This window comes from Streptomyces sp. NPDC001530, from assembly GCF_042894545.1.
In the GTDB taxonomy this organism is placed as follows: Bacteria; Actinomycetota; Actinomycetes; order Streptomycetales; family Streptomycetaceae; genus Streptomyces.
In genome coordinates, this window is sequence record NZ_JBIAVS010000008.1 from 353,968 (window position 1) to 374,460 (window position 20,493).

The following is a 20,493-nucleotide window of genomic DNA, read 5'->3' on the forward strand; positions in this document are numbered from 1 at the left end:
GGTGACGACGATCCAGTTCGGAGGGCAGCAAGAAGGCCCCGCACCGGAGGACGGCTCGTACGCCGAGGTCGCACGCTGCGCACACGAAGCCAGGCAGAAGCGGCTGTGTGTGACGCGGTGTCTCAGACCTCAGACGAGCAACGTCCTTCTCCTATCGACGGCAACAGGACCGCCACACACCGTAGGAGCGGCCCCGGAGGCTGTCAAAGGATTAACGTGGCCCCGACGACGCGAAGGAGATCACGTGCCGAACGGTTCGCTCTCGTTGCCCGCCCGGCTCTATCTCCTGGCCTGGGACACCACGAAGCTCAAGGTCACCGGCGCGACCCACCTCCACCACCTGGTGCGCGCCGGCGCCCTCACCGAGCTGGCGCAGCGCGGACTGCTCATCGACGAGAACGGCATCGTCACCCCTGTCGACGCCGACTCCCGCACCGGGGATCTCGTCCTCGACGGGCTCCTGGAACTCGTCGCGGAGTCCCGGCCCCGGAAGTGGAAGGCATGGGTGACGCTGCGGGCGCGCGTCACCCTGGACGCCGTACGCGCGCAGCTCGCGGCCGAGGGATACCTCCGGGCCGAGAAGAAGCGGGTCCTCGGCCTCTTTCCCTCCGTGGAGTACGAGCTGGAGCGGCTGCCCGCCGTGGACGCGCTGCGCGCGGAGGCCCAGCAAGTGCTGGAGGGCCCGCTGCCCGTCGCCGAGGTCTCCGACCGCGACGCGGCCCTCGTCGCCCTCGCCGCCGCGGCCGAACTCCGCACCCTCGTACCGGCCAAGGACCGCAAACTCCACAAGAACCGCATCGAAGACCTGACCGAACGCAGCGGCGCGGCGGCTCCGGCCCTGAAGAAGGTCATCCAGGAGGTGCGCACGGCAGTGATCGCGACGGTGACGACGACCGCGTCGGGATCGGGATCGGGATCGGGATCCGGATCGGAGTCGGGGGCAGGCTCGGGGGCGTCTGCGGGGGGTTGAGGGAGCGGCATGTGTACGCGTGCGACGCCGGCGTGGCATGGCTGTGCCGGCCCCGGCAGCGCCGGGCCGGGCCGTGGTGTGCCGGGCCGTGCCACGCCGTGGCTCGGCGTGCGTGTGCTCCGGCGCATGTGCGGACGCGACTGAGGGTGCTCGCGCTCGCGGGGGCGGCTCGCGGGGGCGCCGCTGCCGCGTGGGCTGGTTGCCTTCGGCTCGGCGCGGGTGTTGGCGCGGTGGTGGGCGTTGGTGGTGGCCGTGTTTCTGGCTCGAGGGCGACCGCTGCGCGTGCGCTGACGCGAACCGAGGGTGCTCGCGCTCGCGGGGGCGGCTCGCGGGGGCGCCGCTGCCGCGTGGGCTGGTTGCCTCCGGCTCGGCGCGGGTGTTGGCGCGGTGGTGGGCGTTGGTGGTGGCCGAGTTTCTGGCTCGCGGGCGACCGCTGCCACGGGTGCCGGCGCCTGTGCTCCGGTATGGGTGTCGGCGTGACGGTGAGGTCCCGTGGTGCCGTACTTTCGGCCCACGAGCCACTGACACCGCACGTACTCGCGTCTGCGCTCCGGCACTTGTGCTGACGCGCCCGCAGGCCCGTGCCCACGCGCCCCGCCGTCGAGTCTTCGCTACCGCGCGTCCCCGCGCTCCCTCGTGCGCCACCGCCACTGCCACCACCGCCCCTGCGAAGCGCACTCCTGCCCGGGATCCTGGTGCGCGGGCCACCGCCGCCGCGCGGGCTCGTGCCCGCACCGTCCGCACGCGCGCGTGCCCGCCGCCCCAGCGCGGCCTGACCCCCAGTCCCCCTCCGCTCCCCGCGCAGCCTGACCCCCAGTCGCCCTACGCCCACGTATACGTCGTTTTTCTGCCAGCTCCCAGCTCCGCCCCCTGCTTGGCTCGTCTCCATGACGAATCCGCATCCTCTTCCCGTGAGCTCGAGTTCGCTGCGCGAAACCGCCCTTGCCTTTCGTGGGCTGCATGTGCCCGGTCGTCCGCTCGTGCTGCCGAATGTGTGGGACGCGGTGAGTGCCCGGATTGTTGAGGAGGCGGGCGCGGGCGCGGTGGCGACGACCAGCGCGGGGCTCGCGTGGGTGCTGGGCGCGGCGGACGGGGACCGGCTCGACAGGGACGGGGCTCTCGGTGCGGTAGGGCGGATCGCCGGCGTGGTGCGGGTTCCGGTGAGCGCGGACATCGAGAGCGGTTACGCGCAGGACGCCGACGGCGTCGCGGACACGATCCGCGCCGTGCTCGCGGCGGGTGCCGTGGGCGTGAACATCGAGGACGCGCTCTACGACGAGGACGCGCTCGACGGCGGCGCCCCGCTGCGCCCGGTCGCCGAGCAGGCCGAACGCATCGCGGCAGCCCGCGCGGCCGCCGACGCCGCCGGCGTGCCGCTGTACATCAACGCCCGCATCGACACCTATCTGCGCGGCGCGGGCAAGATCGAGGAGACCCTGGAGCGGGCGGCCGCCTTCCTCGCCGCCGGAGCCGACGGTGTCTTCGTCCCCGGAGCCGGCGATCCGGTGACCGTCAAGACACTCGCCGAGGGCATCGAGGGCCCGCTGAACGTACTGGTGGGCCCCGGCGCGCCGTCCGTCACCGAGCTGGCCGCGCTCGGGGTGGCCCGGATCAGCGCGGGTTCGGGCATCGCGCAAGCCGCACACGCCGTGGTCCGCCGTGCCGCGCGGGAGCTGCTGGACGCGGGGACCTACGACTCGCTGACCGACGGGCTCGGCTACGCCGAACTCAACACCCTGATGGGCAGAAGCGGCTGAGGGGGTCGGCGCCGCTCAGCACGTACCCCGCATGAGCTCCGCCAGATCGTGGTCCAGGTCCACCTGGAGGTGCTCCAGGCCCACGGGCACCAGCTCGGTCGTGCGCTGCAGGAAGCGCCGCACCTCGCCCGAGCGCACATGCACCACCGCGGTGCCCTCGGGTGCGTGGAACTCCAGAACGGTGCGGTCGTAGCCGTACGGCCGCACCCGGACGTCGCCACAGCCCACCGACTCCTCCAACCCGGACGTGAGGAGCTCGCGCGCGAACGTCCAGCAGACGTCCACGCCCTCCAGCGTGGCCGGGGCGGGGAAGGTCATACGGACCGCGAAGGGGTCGCTCTGGTCGTAGTGGAGCGTTGCGGGAATGCTCGGCATCCGCGGCGCGGCGGCGACGAGTCGGGCCTCTACGGGCTGCTCGATGACGGTGGACAACGCCTTGCTCCCTTGTGACGGCTGGACGAACTCCGGGCGGTGAGGCCGGTCAATTGAAGAGACGAAGAAATGAGCCACTGCGTGCACCTGAAACCCGAGTGACCTCTGTCACCGATTTCATTCACTGTGGTGATCCACGGGGATCCAGGTTGTGATCCACGCGCTGATCCACGGGATCCAGGTGGTGATCCATTTCGTGTCCCCTGCTCTCCGGACATCCGAGAGGACACTCAGTCGAGCCCCCGAGGTTCCCGGAGGACGCCATCTGGACGGCACCGGGGGAATGGGCTAGCTTCGCCCGCCATGAGGGGCTTGGGGAAGACGAGACGTACGAGTCGGATGGTCATCGTGGGACTGTGCGCGGCCGCGCTCGCCGCCGCGCTGACGGTACCCGCGCAGGCGCACGAGGCGGCGAAGGCGCCGCACTGGGAGCTCAAGGACAGCGGCACGGACGTACGGTTCCGCGGCCTCGCGGCCGTCAGCCGGGACACGGCCTGGGTGGCCGGATCCAAGGGCACCGTGCTGCGCACCACCGACGGTGGCGCGCACTGGCGGAACGTCTCACCGCCCGGCGCCGCGGACCTGGAGTTCCGCGACGTCGAGGCGTTCGACGCGCGGCGCGCCGTGGTCCTGGCCATCGGGGAGGGCGAGGCCTCGCGTGTCTTCCGCACGGACGACGGCGGCGCGAGCTGGACGGAGTCCTTCCGCAACACCGACCCGAAGGCCTTCTACGACTGCCTCACCTTCTTCGACCGGCGACACGGACTGGCCATGAGCGACCCGGTGGACGGTAAGTTCCGCATCCTGTCGACTAGTGACGGCGGCCGTTCCTGGGAGGTGCTGCCCAGCGCCGGGATGCCCGCGGCACAGGACGGCGAAGCGGGCTTCGCCGCCAGCGGGCAGTGCCTGGTCAGCTCGGGGCCGCGTGATGTGTGGCTGGCCACCGGCGGGGGCGCACGCGCGCGCGTGCTGCACTCCGCGGACCGCGGAGTGACCTGGACGGCCTCCGACACGCCGATCCCGGCCGGCGACCCGGCGCGCGGTGTCTTCGCCGTCGCCTTCCGCGACCGCACCCACGGCCTCGCGGTCGGCGGCGACTACCGCGCCGACCAGGCCTCACCCCAGGCCGCGGCGCTCACCCCCGACGGCGGCCGCACCTGGACACCCGCCGCCCAGCCGCCGCCCGCCTACCGCTCCGGCGTCACCTGGCTTCCGCACAGCCGCACCGCCGCGCTCGCGGTCGGCCCCACCGGCACCGACCTGACGACGGACGGCGGCCGCACCTGGCGCACCCTGGACACCGGCTCGTACGACACCGTCGACTGCACCCCCGACCTGGGCTGCTGGGCCTCCGGCGAGAAGGGACGGGTGGCCCGCCTGGAGCAATGACCCGTGCGGTGTCGGCCCCGATACGGGGTACTCGTGTCGCGCAAGGCCGTCACCGCGAGAGGAAGGGATCAGCCATGCCACGCGGTTCGAGCCCCAAGCGGGAACGCCAGTACGAGAAAATCAAGGAGAGCGCACTCGACCGGGGGGAGAGCCAGCAGCGCGCCGAGGAGATCGCCGCGCGCACGGTGAACAAGGAGCGCGCCCGGGCCGGTGAGTCGAAGACCGCCAGCCGTACGTCCGTCGAGGACATGTCGTCCGGCAAGCGCGGCGGTCAGCGCTCGCACACGGGTTCCGAGGGGCCCACCTACGACCAGTTGTACGAGGAGGCCAAGCGGCGCAACATCCACGGCCGCTCGGACATGAACAAGAGCGAGCTGAAGCGCGCCCTCGGCAAGTGAACGCGCCCTCGGCAAGTGAACCGGAGAGGCCGGGCTCAGCCCGGCGTCTCCCGGTACCGCTCCAGGGCGGGTGCCGTCTTGGTCGCCACGAACTCGACGACGCGGTACGCGCACACGCCCGCCCTGACGAACGGGTCGCCCGCGGTGATCTCCTCGATCCGCGCCCGGTCCTCCGCGACGGCAAGGATCACCCCGCCGTCGCGCGGGTTCTTGGGCCCGGACGCCAGAAACACCCCCGCCGCGTACTGCTCGTCGAGCCACGCGACATGAGCTTCCAAAGCGGCGTCGACCGCCTCCAGCGGTGCGGTGTAGGTCAGCTCCAGTACGAACATGATCATGAGCCTACCCCTGTCCGACCGGCCCGTTCCGTGGCCCTCTAGGCTCGTTCCCACCATGACGAAGGTAAGGATTCCCGCGGGCTGGCCCGCCACCGAAGAGCAAGCCCGTGCCGTGCAGGACGAGTTGCGGGAGCGCGTGGTGCTCGACGAGCCGGGGCCGCCGCCCGGCACCGGACGGGTGACGGGGGTCGACGTCGCCTACGACGACGAGCGGGACGTCGTCGTGGCCGCGGCCGTCGTGCTCGACGCGGCGACTCTCGACGTCGTCGCCGAGGCCACCGCCGTCGGCCAGGTCTCCTTCCCCTACGTTCCGGGGCTGCTCGCCTTCCGCGAGATCCCGACCGTCCTGGCCGCGCTCGACGCCCTGCCCTGCGCCCCCGGCCTCGTCGTCTGCGACGGCTACGGCCTGGCCCACCCGCGCCGCTTCGGCCTCGCCAGCCACCTCGGCGTCCTCACCGGGCTCCCCACGATCGGCGTGGCCAAGAACCCCTTCACCTTCTCGTACGACGAGCCCGGCGCCCGGCGCGGCAGCGCGTCCCCCCTCCAGGCCGGCGCCGAGGAAGTCGGCCGCGCGCTGCGCACACAGGACGGCATCAAGCCGGTGTTCGTGTCCGTCGGCCACCGCGTGAGCCTCGCCAACGCGTGCGCGCACACGCTCACCCTCACCCCGAAGTACCGCCTCCCGGAGTCGACCCGCCGCGCGGACTCCCTGTGCAGGCGGGCCCTGCGGGAAGCAACTGCCTGAGGGGCCCGGCCTGTTGATGCGCCGACTGGGCACGTCTTCTGAGTACGTGTTCTGAGTACCTGTACGGATGTGGCGGCACCCCCATGATCGGCAGGCTGTGCCCCATGACGACGCACCGTGCCCCGAAGCCCGCCGCCCACCCCGCCCAGCCCGTCGAACGCGCCGTGATGGCCGCACTGGTCCTCGCCGTGATCGCCGGACTCGCCTGGATCGGCGGGATGATCTACACGGTGACGGGCTGGTCGTCCTGACGGGCCGTGGTCACCGGGTTGCCGCCACCCGGAACGTGATCCCCGCCGCGCGGAGGCGTTCGATCAGCGCGTCGCCCATAGCCACCGCCGTCGTGACCTGCCCGGACGTCTTCGGCAGGTCGTCGAGGGCGAGGGACAGCGCGGACTCCGCGAGCATCTTGGCGGTCTCGTCGTAGCCGGGATCGCCGCCCGCGACCTCGGTGAAGACGCGCCGCCCGCCGCCCTCGCCCACAAACCGCACCGAGAACCAGCTCTTCGCGCGCCGCGCAACGCTCGGCCCGTCCCCGGGCTTGATCCGGTCGGACAACCAGCGGCGCGCGGGTGGCAGTTGAGCCGCCGCGAAGACCGCGCCCACCGCCGCGACCCCGCCCAGGGCGAACGGCAGCCGCTCGACGGCCGCGTAGTGGCGGTAGCGGAAGTCAGGCCCGTACCGCTCCAGCGCCCGCGCGGACCGCTGCACCACCTGGGCGTCGATCGTGGGCAGCGGCAGCGCCCACGCCCCGACCTCCTTGGCGAACCGCGGAGCGCTCAGCGGCGCCTGTGCCCGCCGTCCCATCAGCCGCGGCTCGTGCCGCTTGCGGTCCTGCGCGGCGGCGAGCATGTGCCGACCGCGCGAGAACTGGTTGAGCGCCGAGGCGAAGGTGCCGCCCGAGAACATCGCCTGGGAGCGGACGAATCCGTCGACCGCGAGCGGCACACCCTCGGGAAGCTGCCGCACCGTGAAGTACGCGCCCAGGTCGTGCGGAATCGAGTCGAAGCCGCACGCGTGCACGAGCCGCGCCCCCGTCTCCCGCGCGCGGGCGTCGTGGCGGACGTACATCAGGTCCACGAACTCGGGCTCACCGGTGAGGTCCACGTAGTCCGTCCCGGCGTCCGCGCAGGCGGCGACCAGTTCCTCGCCGTAGGTGAGGTACGGCCCCACCGTCGTGGCCACCACGCGCGCGTGCCGGGCGAGTTCGCGCAGCGACTCAGGATCGGCCACGTCGGCCTGAAGTACACCGGGGGTGCCGGCCAGCCGCTCCCGCAGCCGCTCCAGTTTCTCGGCGCTCCGCCCCGCGATCGCCCACCGCAGCCCCTCGGGCGCGTGCGCGGCGAGGTACTCCGCGGTGAGCTCTCCGACGAACCCCGTGGCCCCGAAAAGCACGATGTCGTACGTGCGATCCGTCCCATTTGGCCTGCTCATGACACTCCCCACTCTCGGCTGCGCTCGAGCGGGCGGTTCCCCCACTGCCGTGCGCGAAGCGCCGTTGTCGGTGGCTGAGGCTAGCGTGAGGTACGAGCAGCCGAACGATGAGGTCGGACGAAGAGGTCGGAGGTAGTCGTGGCCGTGCCGAAGAACGCCCTGAAAAAGTGGGAGAAGGTACGCGAGTTCGCCCTCGGCCTGCCCGGCGCCGCGGAGGAGTTCCCCTGGGGCGAGACCGTCGCGAAGGTGAACAAGAAGGTGTTCGTCTTCCTCGGCGTCGACGACGGCCGCTATCCGCTGGGCGTCACCCTCAAGCTCAAGGACGAGGCCGCGCACGCCCACGCCCTCGCCTCGCCCGGCGCCGAGCCCGCCGGATACGGCCTCGGCAGCTCCGGCTGGGTGCGCATACCCCTGGAGGAGCGGGGCGCTCCGGCCGCGGAGCTGCTGTGCGACTGGGTCGAGGAGAGCTACCGCGTGATCGCGCCGAAGAAGCTGATCGCGGAGCTGGACGAGCGCTGACACGCCCCGTTTTGTCCCTCTTTCTCACGATCTGCACCCGGGAATTTAACTAAGCGCTTGCTCGTCAAGGGCTTGCCCGATGTGGAACACGTTCTTAACATCGCTGATGTCACATCAGTAGTGTCACAGTGCTGGGGGCTTGATGGCAGTGGCAGGGACGCCCGGGCACGGCCCGCTCGCCGGGCTGCGCGTCGTCGAGCTGGCGGGCATCGGCCCCGGCCCGTTCGCGGCGATGCTCCTCGCCGACCTCGGCGCGGACGTCGTCCGGGTGGACCGGCCCGGCGGCGCGGGGCTCGCGATCAACCCGGAGTACGACGTCACCAACCGCAACAAGCGCTCCGTGATCATCGACCTGAAGAGCGCGGACGGCCCGGACCGCGTCCTCGACCTGGCCGAACGCGCCGACATCCTCATCGAGGGCTACCGCCCCGGCGTCGCCGAGCGCCTCGGCGTCGGACCCGAGGCCTGCCACGCCCGCAATCCGAAGCTCGTCTACGGGCGGATGACCGGCTGGGGCCAGGAGGGTCCGCTCGCCCGGCGCGCCGGACACGACATCGCGTACATCGCGCTCACCGGCACCCTCGGCATGATCGGTGGTCCGGACGAGCCGCCCACGGTCCCCGCGAACCTCGTCGGCGACTACGCGGGCGGCTCGCTCTACCTCGTCGTCGGCGTCCTCGCCGCGCTCCACCACGCCCGCGCGACCGGCGCCGGACAGGTCGTGGACGCGGCCATCGTCGACGGCGCCGCGCACCTCGCCGCGATGATCCACGGCATGCTCGCCGCCGGCGGCTGGCAGGACCGGCGCGGCGCCAACCTCCTGGACGGCGGCTGCCCCTACTACGGGACGTACGAGACGGCCGACGGCCAGTACATGGCGGTGGGCGCCCTGGAGCAGCAGTTCTACGACGAGTTCGTGGACCTGCTCGGCATCGAGGAGTTGGCCTCGGCCCACAAGGACCTGGCCCGCTGGGGCGAGCTGCGTGAGACGGTCGCCGCCCGCTTCAAGACCCGTACCAGAGACGAGTGGACGGCGGTCTTCGAGGGCTCCGACGCGTGTGTGGCACCGGTTCTGTCACTGCGTGAGGCGCCAGCCCACCCGCATCTCGCCGCCCGCGGCACCTTCGTCGACCACGGGGGCATCACCCAGCCGGCCCCCGCGCCCCGCTTCTCCGTCTCCCACACCGCCGTCCGCAGCGGTCCCGCCCAGCCGGGAGCCGACACGGCCGACGTGGCCCGCGACTGGGGCGTGCCCCACCTGATGAAGGACCACGACCCGATGAACGACGGCCACCCGATGAAGGCTGGAGACTGACTGATGGAGCTCTCCCTCCCGCTCGACTACGCGGGCGACCCCCGGCAGGCCGCCGACGAGGTCGCCGCACTGGAGTCCGCGGGTCTGGACGCCGTCTGGGTCGCCGAGGCCTACGGCTTCGACTCGCCCACGATCATGGGCTATCTGGCCGCCCGCACCGCACGCATGAAGATCGGCGCCGCGATCCTCAACGTCTACTCGCGCACCCCCGCCCTCATCGCCCAGACGGCCGCCGGGCTCGACGCGATCTCAGGCGGCCGCGCCATCATCGGCCTGGGCGCCTCCGGCCCGCAGGTCGTCGAGGGCTGGCACGGGAAGGCGTACGACAAGCCGCTCGGCCGGACCCGCGAAGCCATCGAGCTGACCCGCCGCATCCTGCGCCGCGAGGTCATCGACCACCACGGCATCACCGACATGCCCCGCCCCGGCGGCCTGGGCAAGCCCCTGAAGATCCTCACCAAACCGCTACGCCCCGAAGTACCGCTGTACGTCGCCTCGCTGGGCCCCGCCAACGTCCGGATGACCGCCGAAGTCGCCGACGGCTGGCTGCCCACCCTGTTCATCCCGGAGAAGGCCCACCAGGTGTGGGGCACCGCGCTCGCGGAGGGCGCCGCACGCCGGGACCCGGCCCTCGGCCCGTTGCGGACCGTCGCGGGCGGACTGCTCGCCATCGGCGAGGACGCGGCTGCCGTACGCGACCTCGCACGGCCCAAAATCGCCCTCTACGTAGGAGGCATGGGCGCGCCCGGCAAGAACTTCTACAACGACCTCGCGGTGGCGTACGGCTACGAGAAGGAGGCACGGCTCATCCAGGAGCTGTACCTCTCCGGGAGGAAGAAGGAGGCCGAGGCCGCCGTGCCGGACGAGTTCTGCGAGCTCATGTCGCTGTGCGGGCCCGAGAGTTACGTCCGCGAGCGCGTCGAGGCCTTCCGCGAGGCCGGCGTGACGATGCTCAACGTCATTCCCGTCGGCCCGGAACCGGCCCGGCTGATCGAAACCGTCAAGGGCTGGCTCTAGGAGGGCGTTTCCCGCATGAAGCGGCAGATCTTCACCGCCGAGCACGACGCGTTCCGCGAGACCGTGCGCACCTTCCTCGCCAAGGAGGTGCTGCCCCACTACGAGCAGTGGGAGAAGGACGGCATCGTCTCGCGCGACGCCTGGCGGGCGGCAGGCAAGCAGGGGCTGCTCGGGCTCGCCGCGCCCGAGGAGTACGGAGGCGGCGGCAACGCCGACTTCCGCTACAGCGCCGTACTCTCCGAGGAGTTCACGCGCGCGGGAGCCGCCGGGCTCGCCCTCGGGCTGCACAACGACATCATCGGGCCGTATCTGACGGACCTGGCCACCGAGGAGCAGAAGCGGCGCTGGCTGCCCGGATTCTGCGACGGTTCGCTGATCACGGCGATCGCCATGACCGAGCCCGGCGCCGGATCCGACCTCCAGGGCATCAAGACGCATGCCGAGGACAAGGACGACCACTGGCTGCTCAACGGCTCCAAGACCTTCATCTCCAACGGCATCCTGGCCGACCTGGTGATCGTCGTGGCGAAGACGACTCCCGAAGGCGGTGCACACGGGCTCTCCCTGCTGGTCGTCGAGCGCGGCATGGAGGGCTTCGAGCGCGGCCGCAACCTCGACAAGATCGGCCAGAAGTCCCAGGACACGGCCGAGCTGTTCTTCAACGACGTACGCGTCCCCAAGGAGAACCTGCTCGGCGAGCTGAACGGCGCCTTCGTGCATCTGATGACGAACCTCGCGCAGGAACGCATGGGGATCGCCGTCGCCGGGATCGCCGCCGCCGAGTATCTGCTGGAGATCACCACCGAGTACGTCAAGGAGCGCGAGGCGTTCGGGCGGCCGCTCGCCAAGCTCCAGCACATCCGCTTCGAGATAGCCGAGATGGCCACCGAGTGCGCCGTCACCCGCACGTTCCTCGACCGCTGCATCGTCGATCACGCGAACGGCGAACTCGACGCAGTACACGCCTCCATGGCCAAGTGGTGGGCCACCGAGCTGCAGAAGCGGGTAGCTGACCGTTGTCTGCAACTGCACGGAGGCTACGGCTACATGACCGAGTACCGCGTCGCCAGGGCCTTCACCGACGGACGTATCCAGACCATCTACGGCGGGACCACCGAGATCATGAAGGAGATCATCGGCCGTTCCCTGCTCGGCTAACCCTCTTGCCCTCAGCCCCCTTGAAAGGCTTGATCAGTGAGCACCGAAGCGTACGTGTACGACGCGATCCGCACCCCGCGCGGCCGCGGCAAGGCGAACGGCGCCCTGCACGGCACCAAGCCCATCGACCTGGTCGTCGGGCTCATCCACGAGGTCCAGCGCCGCTTCCCGGGGCTCGACCCGGCCGCGATCGACGACATCGTGCTCGGCGTCGTGGGCCCCGTCGGCGACCAGGGCTCCGACATCGCCCGGATCGCCGCGATCGCCGCCGGACTGCCCGACACGGTGGCCGGCGTCCAGGAGAACCGCTTCTGTGCCTCGGGCCTGGAAGCGGTCAACATGGCGGCGATGAAGGTCCGCTCGGGCTGGGAGGACCTGGTACTCGCCGGCGGCGTCGAGTCGATGTCCCGGGTGCCGATGGCCTCGGACGGCGGCGCCTGGTTCGCCGACCCGATGACCAACATGGCCACCAACTTCGTGCCGCAGGGCATCGGCGCCGACCTCATCGCCACCCTTGAGGGCTTCTCGCGCCGGGACGTCGACGAGTACGCGGCTCTCTCCCAGGAGCGCGCTGCCGCCGCCTGGAAGGACGGGCGCTTCGAGAAGTCCGTCGTCCCCGTGACGGACCGCAGCGGTCTCGTCATCCTCGACCACGACGAGCACCTGCGCCCCGGCACCACCGCCGACTCGCTCGGCAAGCTGAAGCCGTCGTTCGCCGACATCGGCGAGCTGGGCGGATTCGACGCCGTGGCGCTGCAGAAGTACCACTGGGTCGAGGAGATCGACCACGTCCACCACGCGGGCAACTCCTCCGGCATCGTCGACGGCGCCTCCCTCGTCGCCATCGGCTCCAAGGAGGTCGGCGAGCGCTACGGCCTCACCCCGCGCGCGCGGATCGTCTCCGCGGCCGTCTCCGGCTCCGAGCCCACCATCATGCTGACCGGGCCCGCGCCCGCGAGCCGCAAGGCGCTCGCCAAGGCCGGACTGACCATCGACGACATCGACCTCGTCGAGATCAACGAGGCCTTCGCCGCGGTCGTGCTGCGGTTCGCGAAGGACATGGGCCTGTCCCTGGACAAGATCAACGTCAACGGCGGCGCGATCGCGCTGGGCCACCCGCTCGGCGCGACCGGCGCGATGATCCTCGGCACCCTCGTCGACGAACTGGAGCGCCAGGACAAGCGCTACGGCCTCGCCACGCTGTGCGTGGGCGGCGGCATGGGCATCGCCACCATCATCGAGCGCCTGTAACTCCCCAGCGGACCGACAGACTTCAACGGAGACCGGAGACCCTCCCCATGACCGAGAGCACCACCATCCGCTGGGAACAGGACGAGACCGGCGTCGTCACCCTCATCCTCGACGACCCCAACCAGTCGGCCAACACCATGAACCAGGCCTTCAAGGACTCCATCGCGGCGATCGCCGACCGCGCCGAGGCCGAGAAGGACTCCATCCGCGGCATCATCTACACCTCCGCCAAGAAGACCTTCTTCGCGGGCGGCGACCTCAAGGACATGATCAAGGCCGGCCCGGAGGACGCCCAGCAGGCCTTCGACCTCGGGACGGACATCAAGTCCTGCCTGCGCCGCATCGAGACCCTGGGCAAGCCGGTCGTCGCCGCCATCAACGGCGCCGCGCTCGGCGGCGGTTACGAGATCGCCCTCGCCTCCCACCACCGCATCGCCCTCGACGCGCCCGGCTCCAAGATCGGCCTGCCCGAGGTCACCCTCGGCCTGCTGCCCGCCGGCGGCGGCGTCACCCGCACCGTCCGCCTCATGGGCATCGCGGACGCCCTGCTGAAGGTGCTGCTCCAAGGCACCCAGTACTCGCCGCGGCGCGCCCTGGAGAACGGCCTGGTCCACGACCTGGCCGCCACGCCCGAGGAGATGCTCGCCAAGGCACGCGCCTTCATCGACGCCAACCCCGAGTCCCAGCAGCCCTGGGACAAGCCGGGCTACAAGATCCCGGGCGGTACGCCGTCGAACCCGAAGTTCGCCGCCAACCTGCCCGCCTTCCCGGCCAACCTGAAGAAGCAGCTGAACGGCGCCCCCTACCCGGCCCCGCGCAACATCCTCGCGGCGGCCGTCGAGGGCTCGCAGGTCGACTTCGAGACCGCGCTGATCATCGAGGCGCGCTACTTCACCGAGCTGGTCACCGGGCAGACCTCGAAGAACATGATCCAGGCGTTCTTCTTCGATCTCCAGGCGGTCAACTCCGGGGCCAACCGGCCCCAGGGCATCGAGCCGCGCCAGGTCCGCAAGGTGGCCGTCCTCGGCGCCGGGATGATGGGCGCGGGCATCGCCTACTCGTGCGCCCGCGCGGGCATCGACGTCGTCCTCAAGGACGTCTCGGCGGAGGCGGCGGCCAAGGGCAAGAGCTACTCCGAGAAGCTCTGCGCCAAGGCCGTCTCCCGGGGACGTTCCAGCCAGGACCAGGCCGACGCCCTCCTCGCCCGCATCACGCCCACTGCCGACCCGAACGACCTGGCCGGCTGCCACGCCGTGATCGAGGCCGTCTTCGAGGACACGGCGCTCAAGCACAAGGTGTTCCAGGAGATCCAGAACGTCGTCGAGCCCGACGCGCTGCTCTGCTCCAACACCTCGACCCTGCCGATCACGGTCCTCGCCGAGGGCGTCGACCGGCAGAACGACTTCATCGGACTGCACTTCTTCTCGCCCGTCGACAAGATGCCGCTCGTCGAGATCATCAAGGGCGAGCGGACCGGCGACGAGGCACTGGCGCGCGCCTTCGACCTCGTACGGCAGATCAAGAAGACCCCGATCGTCGTCAACGACTCGCGCGGCTTCTTCACCTCCCGCGTCATCGGGCACTTCATCAACGAGGGCGTCGCCATGGTCGGCGAGGGCATCGAGCCCGCGTCGATCGAGCAGGCCGCCGCCCAGGCCGGCTACCCGGCCAAGGTCCTGTCGCTGATGGACGAGCTGACGCTCACCCTGCCGCGCAAGATCCGCAAGGAGTCGAAGCAGGCCGTCGAGGAGGCGGGCGGCACCTGGCAGACGCACCCGGCCGAGGCCGTCATCGACCGCATGGTCGACGAGTTCGGCCGCACCGGGCGCAGCGGCGGCGCGGGCTTCTACGACTACGCCGAGGACGGCAAGCGCGGGAAGCTGTGGCCGGGGCTGCGCGAGCACTTCACCAAGCCGGGCTACGAGATCCCCTTCAAGGACATGCAGGAGCGCATGCTCCTCTCCGAGGCGCTGGACACCGTCCGGCTCCTGGAGGAAGGCGTGCTGACCTCCGTCGCCGACGCCAACATCGGGTCCATCTTCGGGATCGGCTTCCCCGGCTGGACGGGCGGCGTGCTGCAGTACATCAACGGATACGAGGGTGGACTGCGCGGATTCGTGGCACGCGCGCGTGAACTCGCCGAGCGCTACGGGGAGCGGTTCACGCCGCCCGCGCTGCTGGTGGAGAAGGCGGAGCAGGGGGAGACGTTCACCGACGCGCGCTGACGTACCGCTCAGCGACACGGCGCTCTTGCCCTCGCGGGGACGGGACCCGGACGCTGACCGGCGAACCGGTCGCGCAGTACGCCGCCCGGTCGCACGGTCCCCGTCCCCACGAGGAGCCCCCATGGGATGCCGACCCGCCCTCGCCGTCCTGGCCATCCTGCGCGGCGAGGGCGTGGACCGCGTCTTCGGCAACCCCGGCACCACCGAACTGCCGTTCCTGGCGGCCCTGTCCGCCGCCGACGTCCCCGAGTACGTCCTCGGCGTGCACGAGGGCGCCGTAGTCGCCATGGCCGACGGCTACGCCCGCGGCACCGGCCGCCCCGCCTTCGTCAGCCTGCACATCGCCGCCGGACTCGCCAACGGCCTGATCGGCCTGCTCAACGCCCGCCGCTCCCGCACCCCGCTCGTCGTCACGGCTGGCCAGCAGGACCGCCGCCACCTCCAGCAGGACCCGATGCTCTCCGGCGACCTCGTCGGCCTGGCGGCGCCCGCCGTGAAGGCGACGTACGACGTCCAGCACGCCCACGACCTCCCGCTCGCCCTACGCCGCGCCTTCGCCCAGGCCGTACGGCCGCCCGCCGGACCGGTGTTCCTCTCCCTCCCCATGGATCTGCTCACGGAGGACACGGAGGTCGAGGTGCCCGCCCGCACACCCCCGCCACGACCCGGACCGGCCGTCGGCCTCGACCGGGCCGCCGTCCTGCTCGGCGCCGCCGCCCGCCCCGCGATCGTCGCCGGGGACGGCGTGGGCCGCGAGGACGCGATGGGCGCGCTCGTCCTGGCGGCCGAGGCCCTTGGCGCGACCGTCCACCACCAACCGATGGCCGACTGCCTGAACTTCCCGACCACGCACCCCCTGTACGCCGGGATGCTGCCGCCCCGCCACGACGCCATCCGCGCAGCCCTCGCCCCGTACGACGCCGTCCTGATCGCCGGGGCCCACGCCTTCACGCCCCACCACTACAGCCCCGGACCCGCCTTGCCGCCCGGCCTCACGGTCGTCCATCTCGACTCCGACCCCGACGAGATCGGCCGCAACTTCCCCGCCGACGCCGGTCTCGTCGGCGCGCTCGGCCCGTCCCTGCACCGCCTCGCCGAGCTCCTGCGCGACCGCGTCCCCGACCGCACCGCCAAGTCCCGCACCCTGCGCGCCGGTGAGCGCCACACCGCCGAACGCGACCGCGCCGAGTCCGCCGCCCGCGCCGCCTACTCCCCGGCCCCGCTCGCCCCCTGGGCCGCCGCACACGCGGTCGCGCGCGGCCTGCCGCCGGACGCCGTGGTCGTCGAAGAGGCCATCACCGTCGGCCTGTTGCTCCGTCGCCTCATCCGCCTCGACCGCCCCGGCAGCTACACCCACACCGTCGGCGGCGGCCTGGGCTGGGGCATCGGCGCCGCGGTCGGCCGCTCGCTCGCCGAGCCCGGCCGGCCCGTCGTCGCCGTCCTGGGCGACGGTTGCGCCCTGTTCGGCATCCAGGGCCTGTGGAGCGCGGCACGGCAGTCGGCGCCCGTCCTGTTCGTGGTGTTGAGCAACGGCGTCTACCGCACGCTCCAGGACACGTACGAGGCGAGGGGCGGCCGCGGCGTGTGCCCCGGCACCGAGCTGGGGCAGCTGGACTTCACGCAGGTGGCACGCTTCTTCGGGGTGGACGCGGTACGGGCGGACAGTGCGGATCAGCTGCGAGAACTGGTCGCGGGGGCAGGGAAGCTGACGCGGCCGCTGCTGGTCGACGTACCGCTACGGACGTGACGGGCCGCGGCCGGGAGGCGCCCGGGCCCACCGGCCGCCGTGAGGGAGCGGGGCGGTCCATGGACCAGGCTGATCGGCGTATGGACGTGTCCAGGACGGACGGTGAACCTGAGAGAACTGCAGCGCACCGCCCCGGGGGGTCATCATGCCGTACCCGCGTTCAGCCCCGCGAAGAATTCTCGCCGCCTCGTCCGCGTGCGTCCTGGGCGGTGCCGCCGCCCTCGTGTTCGCCCCCGTCGCCGCGGCCGAACCGGCCACGCCGGTCGGCTATCCGGCGGGTGCGAGTGCCACCCGGTACTCCGGACGTGCCTTCGACGCCTGCACCGCTCCGCCCCTGTCCACCGTGCAGGCCTGGAACGCCTCGCCGTACCGCGCCCTCGGCGTGTACGTCTCCGGCATCAACCGCACATGCGCCCAGCCGCAGTTGACCGCCTCCTGGGTGGCCTCCGTGTCGCAGTTGAAGTGGCGTCTGCTGCCCATCCACAAGGGCTTGCAACCGCCGTGCGGAGCCCGCCCGACCGACGCCAAGATCAGCACCAGCCCCGCGACGGCCAAGTCGCAGGGCACCGCCGCCGCCCAGGAGGCGATCACGGCGGCCAAGTCCCTCGGCATGCTGCCCGGCAGCGCCCTCTACAACGACATCGAGCACTACACCCAGACCGACAGCACGTGCCGTACCGCCGTACTGACCTACGCCTCGGCCTGGACCAAGGAACTGCACCGGGTCGGTTACGTCTCCGGCGTCTACATGAACCTCAACCTCGGCGCCAAGCAGCTCGCCGACGTCTACACCTCGACGGCGTACGCCCGTCCGGACACCCTGTGGATCGCGCGCTACGACGGCGTCGACTCCCTCACCGGCTGGACCGGCATCGCCGACTCCAAGTGGGCCGTCCACCAGCGCGCCAAGCAGTACCGTGGCGGCCACGACGAGACCTACGACGGTGTCACGGTCAACATCGACAACGACCGGCTCGACGCTCCGGTGGCCACGGTCGCCTACCCTTACAAGGTGACGAGCGCGACGGCGCTCAACGCACGGACCGGGCCGTCGACGAGCTACCCGGTCGCCGCCACCTACGCCCCCGGCTCGTCCCTCGCGGTCATCTGCCAGGCGCCCGGCTCCAAGGTCGGCACCACGACCGTGTGGGACAAGCTGAGCAACGGCGGCTACGTCTCCGACTACTACGTCAGCACGCCGTCCAACACCGGCTACAGCTCGCCCCTGCCCCGCTGCACCTACCCCTACCAGGTGACCGCCACGGGCGGCCTGACCGAACGCAGCGGCCCCGGCAGCGGGTACACCGCCGTCGGTACCTCCCCCAACGGGGCGCTGGCGTGGGTCACATGCCAGCGCGCCGGTTCGACAGTCGGCACGACCAAGGTCTGGGACCGGCTGGACAACGGGCACTACGTGTCGGACTACTACGTGGCGACACCCAGCAACACGTCATACAGCAAGCCGGTTCCGCGTTGCTGAGCCACTCGCGGTGACCCACACCTTGTCACCCCCTCCCGGAAGCGACCACCATCGGTCCATGACGGACGGTCCGGCGCCCAAGTCGGTGCTCGCGCGCGGGGCGGCGCTGCTGCGCGCCTGTGGGGAATCCGAGGGCGCGCTGAGCCTCGCCGAGCTGGCCCTGCGTACCGGGCTGCCCAAGCCGAGCGCCCACCGCCTGATCGGCGAGCTCGTCCGGCTGGGACTCGTCGAGCGCACCCCCGACGGCCGTTACCGAATCGGTCTCGCCCTCTTCGTGCTCGGCCAATCGGCCCCGTCCGCACGGGAGTTGCGCGACGCCGCGCTGCCCTACCTCGGCGACCTGCACGAGGAGACCCACGAGAACGTGCACCTCGCCGTGCCCGACGGGCCCGACACACTCTTCCTGGAGAAGATCACCGGCCGCCGCGCCACCCCGATCGTCTCCCGCACCGGCGGCCGACTGCCCGCGCACTGCACCGCGACCGGCAAGGTCTTCCTCGCTCACGCTCCCCGGCCGCCGCACCTCACGCTGCCCCGACTCACCCCGCGCACCCTCGTCCTGCCCGGCCAGCTCGCCCGGGACCTGGCCGCGACCCGGGCGCGCGGCTTCGGCATCAACCTGGAGGAGGCCGAGGCCGGTATCTCGGCCGTCGCGGCCCCCGTCTATGAACACGGTCGCGGCGCACGCCCCATCGCCGCGATCTCGGTCACCGGCGGTACCCGCCGCCTGGACGTGGAACGCATCGGCGCCAGGGTGTGCGCGGCGGCACGTGCGCTGACCCGCACGCTTTCGGCCTGACCGGGTGAACTGCTTGGCCCTGAGCGGGGCGGCCTCACCGCCACCCCGGCCGTGTCACCCCCGACTGCACCGCCACCGCCAACGCATGCTCCGTAAGCCCCTCCCCCCGCACCTCGCCCACGATCCTCCCCCGCACGAACACCAGCACCCGATCGCACACCTCCGTCAGCTCCGCATGATCGGTCGAGGCGATCAGCACTGCCGCCCCGCCCGCCGCCAACTCGCCCACGATGCGGTGCATTTCAGCTCGGACGCCGACATCGACCCCTCGGGTCGGATCGTCGAGCACGACCACGCGGGGCTCGGTGGCAAGCCACTTGGCGAAGACGACCTTCTGCTGGTTCCCGCCGGAGAGCCGGGCCACGACGTCGTACGGACCACCACGCAGCCGCAGCCGACCGGTCAAGTCGCCAGTCCGGCGGACCAGTTCACCCCGCGAAGGCACCATGCCGCCGCGCCCCAGCGCCAGCCAGCTCACAGCGGTCGCGTTCTCCCACACCATCCGCTCGGCCATCAGCCCGTACCGCTTGCGATCGCTGGGCACGAACGCGACCCCCGCGCGAACCGCGGCCCGTAGCGAGTGCGGCAGCCCGCGGCCGCCCACGTCGACACGCCCCGCCGAGATCGCCGTACGCCCGCACACCACCTCCAACGCGGCGAGATGGCCGGCCCCTTGGAGCCCGGCCACGCCCACCACCTCGCCCGCGCGCACGGTGAAGGTGACGTCGGCGAGCCGCCCCGGGACGCTCACTCCGGACAGCACCACCGGCGGTGGACCGTCGCCGACGGCGCGCGAACGGCGTACGGGCTGCGGAGGCTGACCGCCCAGCATCGCCGTCACCAGCTCCGGCACGTCCACGTCCTCCCGTCGCGCCCCGGACAGCGCGACCTGACCGTCCCGGAGTACGGTCACACGCTGCGCGAAGCGCATCACCTCCTCCAGGAAGTGGGTGACGTACAGGATCGCGATGCCCCGCCCGGTGAGGGTGCGCAGCACCCGTTCGAGGCGGTCCACGGCGGCGGCCGACAGCGCGGAGGTCGGCTCGTCGAGCACCAGGACCTTGGGGCGCCGCAGCAGTGCCCGCGCGATCTCGGTCAACTGCTGGTCGGCCAGGGGGAGTTCGCCGAGGATTGTGCCGGGGTCGACATCGAGTCCGAGCTCGGCGAGGACGGGGCGGGCGGCGCGGTCCATGGCGCCCCGGTCGAGCAGGCCATAGCGGCGCGGCGGGCGATGGGGGTAAAGGTTCTCGCGGACGGTGAGGTCGGGAAAGAGGCTCAACTCCTGTGAAACGACGGCGATTCCACCCGCCCGCGCCTCCTGTGCGAGCCGTACCGTCCCGGCGTCGGGCGCCACCGTGCCCGACAGGATCCGTACGAGCGTCGACTTGCCCGCCCCGTTCTCGCCGACCAGCGCGTGGACCGCGCCGCCGCGCAGTCTGATGCCCGCTCCGTCCAGGGCCCTGACCCCGCCGTACGACTTGACCACGTCCCGCGCCACGAGCATGTCGCCGTCACTCAT

19 protein-coding genes are annotated in these 20,493 nt (G+C 71.7%); 15 read left to right on the forward strand and 4 right to left on the reverse strand.

Features of this window, described 5'->3' with window-relative positions:
* Positions 1–244 precede the first annotated feature (244 nt).
* Both ACFY0T_RS18820 and ACFY0T_RS18825 read left to right on the forward strand, forming a co-directional pair.
* Complete coding sequence (locus ACFY0T_RS18820; RefSeq protein WP_388871276.1) at positions 245–970, forward strand: GPP34 family phosphoprotein; 726 nt, start codon at positions 245–247, stop codon at positions 968–970.
* A gap of 887 nt (positions 971–1,857) precedes the next feature.
* Positions 1,858–2,727: an isocitrate lyase/phosphoenolpyruvate mutase family protein gene (locus tag ACFY0T_RS18825; RefSeq protein WP_388871279.1), complete on the forward strand. Its 870-nt coding sequence runs from the start codon at positions 1,858–1,860 to the stop codon at positions 2,725–2,727.
* A gap of 15 nt (positions 2,728–2,742) precedes the next feature.
* Here ACFY0T_RS18825 and ACFY0T_RS18830 read toward each other — a convergent pair whose 3' ends face one another.
* Complete coding sequence (locus ACFY0T_RS18830; RefSeq protein WP_388871283.1) at positions 2,743–3,159, reverse strand: SsgA family sporulation/cell division regulator; 417 nt, start codon at positions 3,157–3,159, stop codon at positions 2,743–2,745.
* Between the two features lie 303 nt (positions 3,160–3,462).
* Between ACFY0T_RS18830 and ACFY0T_RS18835 the strand changes: the two genes are divergently transcribed.
* Positions 3,463–4,548 (forward strand): WD40/YVTN/BNR-like repeat-containing protein, encoded by a 1,086-nt coding sequence (locus tag ACFY0T_RS18835; protein ID WP_388871286.1) that lies wholly within the window; start codon positions 3,463–3,465, stop codon positions 4,546–4,548.
* A 74-nt stretch (positions 4,549–4,622) separates the two neighbouring features.
* Positions 4,623–4,946 (forward strand): plasmid stabilization protein, encoded by a 324-nt coding sequence (locus tag ACFY0T_RS18840; RefSeq protein WP_388871288.1) that lies wholly within the window; start codon positions 4,623–4,625, stop codon positions 4,944–4,946.
* A gap of 35 nt (positions 4,947–4,981) precedes the next feature.
* On the opposite strand, the gene ACFY0T_RS18845 is transcribed toward ACFY0T_RS18840, so the two are convergent.
* Positions 4,982–5,278: a YciI family protein gene (locus ACFY0T_RS18845; RefSeq protein ID WP_388871545.1), complete on the reverse strand. Its 297-nt coding sequence runs from the start codon at positions 5,276–5,278 to the stop codon at positions 4,982–4,984.
* A 61-nt stretch (positions 5,279–5,339) separates the two neighbouring features.
* Here ACFY0T_RS18845 and ACFY0T_RS18850 point away from each other — a divergent pair, with 61 nt between their 5' ends.
* Both ACFY0T_RS18850 and mmpA read left to right on the forward strand, forming a co-directional pair.
* A complete protein-coding gene (locus tag ACFY0T_RS18850) occupies positions 5,340–6,029 on the forward strand; it encodes an endonuclease V (protein WP_388871291.1) in 690 nt (229 codons plus the stop codon).
* Positions 6,030–6,133: 104 nt separating this feature from the next.
* A complete protein-coding gene (gene mmpA, locus ACFY0T_RS18855; protein ID WP_388871294.1) occupies positions 6,134–6,280 on the forward strand; it encodes a morphogenic membrane protein MmpA in 147 nt (48 codons plus the stop codon).
* A 10-nt stretch (positions 6,281–6,290) separates the two neighbouring features.
* Here the strand turns inward: mmpA and ACFY0T_RS18860 are convergent, their stop codons facing one another.
* Entirely contained in the window at positions 6,291–7,463 is a 1,173-nt protein-coding gene (locus tag ACFY0T_RS18860; protein ID WP_388871297.1) for a saccharopine dehydrogenase family protein, read from the reverse strand.
* A 138-nt stretch (positions 7,464–7,601) separates the two neighbouring features.
* Here ACFY0T_RS18860 and ACFY0T_RS18865 point away from each other — a divergent pair, with 138 nt between their 5' ends.
* The 9 genes from ACFY0T_RS18865 to ACFY0T_RS18905 all read left to right on the forward strand — a co-directional run bounded on the left by ACFY0T_RS18865 (position 7,602) and on the right by ACFY0T_RS18905 (position 18,974).
* Entirely contained in the window at positions 7,602–7,982 is a 381-nt protein-coding gene (locus tag ACFY0T_RS18865) for an MmcQ/YjbR family DNA-binding protein (RefSeq protein ID WP_388871300.1), read from the forward strand.
* Positions 7,983–8,124: 142 nt separating this feature from the next.
* On the forward strand, positions 8,125–9,297 hold the full coding sequence (locus ACFY0T_RS18870; RefSeq protein ID WP_388871302.1) for a CaiB/BaiF CoA transferase family protein: 1,173 nt from the start codon (positions 8,125–8,127) through the stop codon (positions 9,295–9,297).
* A gap of 3 nt (positions 9,298–9,300) precedes the next feature.
* A complete protein-coding gene (locus ACFY0T_RS18875; RefSeq protein WP_388871305.1) occupies positions 9,301–10,314 on the forward strand; it encodes an LLM class F420-dependent oxidoreductase in 1,014 nt (337 codons plus the stop codon).
* A gap of 15 nt (positions 10,315–10,329) precedes the next feature.
* Entirely contained in the window at positions 10,330–11,472 is a 1,143-nt protein-coding gene (locus ACFY0T_RS18880) for an acyl-CoA dehydrogenase family protein (RefSeq protein WP_388871308.1), read from the forward strand.
* Between the two features lie 36 nt (positions 11,473–11,508).
* A complete protein-coding gene (locus ACFY0T_RS18885) occupies positions 11,509–12,723 on the forward strand; it encodes an acetyl-CoA C-acetyltransferase (RefSeq protein WP_388871310.1) in 1,215 nt (404 codons plus the stop codon).
* Positions 12,724–12,770: 47 nt separating this feature from the next.
* On the forward strand, positions 12,771–14,948 hold the full coding sequence (locus ACFY0T_RS18890) for a 3-hydroxyacyl-CoA dehydrogenase NAD-binding domain-containing protein (protein WP_388871313.1): 2,178 nt from the start codon (positions 12,771–12,773) through the stop codon (positions 14,946–14,948).
* A gap of 121 nt (positions 14,949–15,069) precedes the next feature.
* Positions 15,070–16,695, forward strand: a complete 1,626-nt coding sequence (locus ACFY0T_RS18895) for a thiamine pyrophosphate-binding protein (protein WP_388871316.1) — start codon at positions 15,070–15,072, stop codon at positions 16,693–16,695.
* A 145-nt stretch (positions 16,696–16,840) separates the two neighbouring features.
* A complete protein-coding gene (locus tag ACFY0T_RS18900) occupies positions 16,841–18,175 on the forward strand; it encodes a glycoside hydrolase domain-containing protein (protein ID WP_388871319.1) in 1,335 nt (444 codons plus the stop codon).
* Positions 18,176–18,233: 58 nt separating this feature from the next.
* Positions 18,234–18,974, forward strand: coding sequence for an IclR family transcriptional regulator (locus tag ACFY0T_RS18905; RefSeq protein ID WP_388871322.1), 741 nt, complete (start codon positions 18,234–18,236; stop codon positions 18,972–18,974).
* A 34-nt stretch (positions 18,975–19,008) separates the two neighbouring features.
* Here ACFY0T_RS18905 and ACFY0T_RS18910 read toward each other — a convergent pair whose 3' ends face one another.
* A complete protein-coding gene (locus ACFY0T_RS18910; RefSeq protein ID WP_388871325.1) occupies positions 19,009–20,493 on the reverse strand; it encodes a sugar ABC transporter ATP-binding protein in 1,485 nt (494 codons plus the stop codon).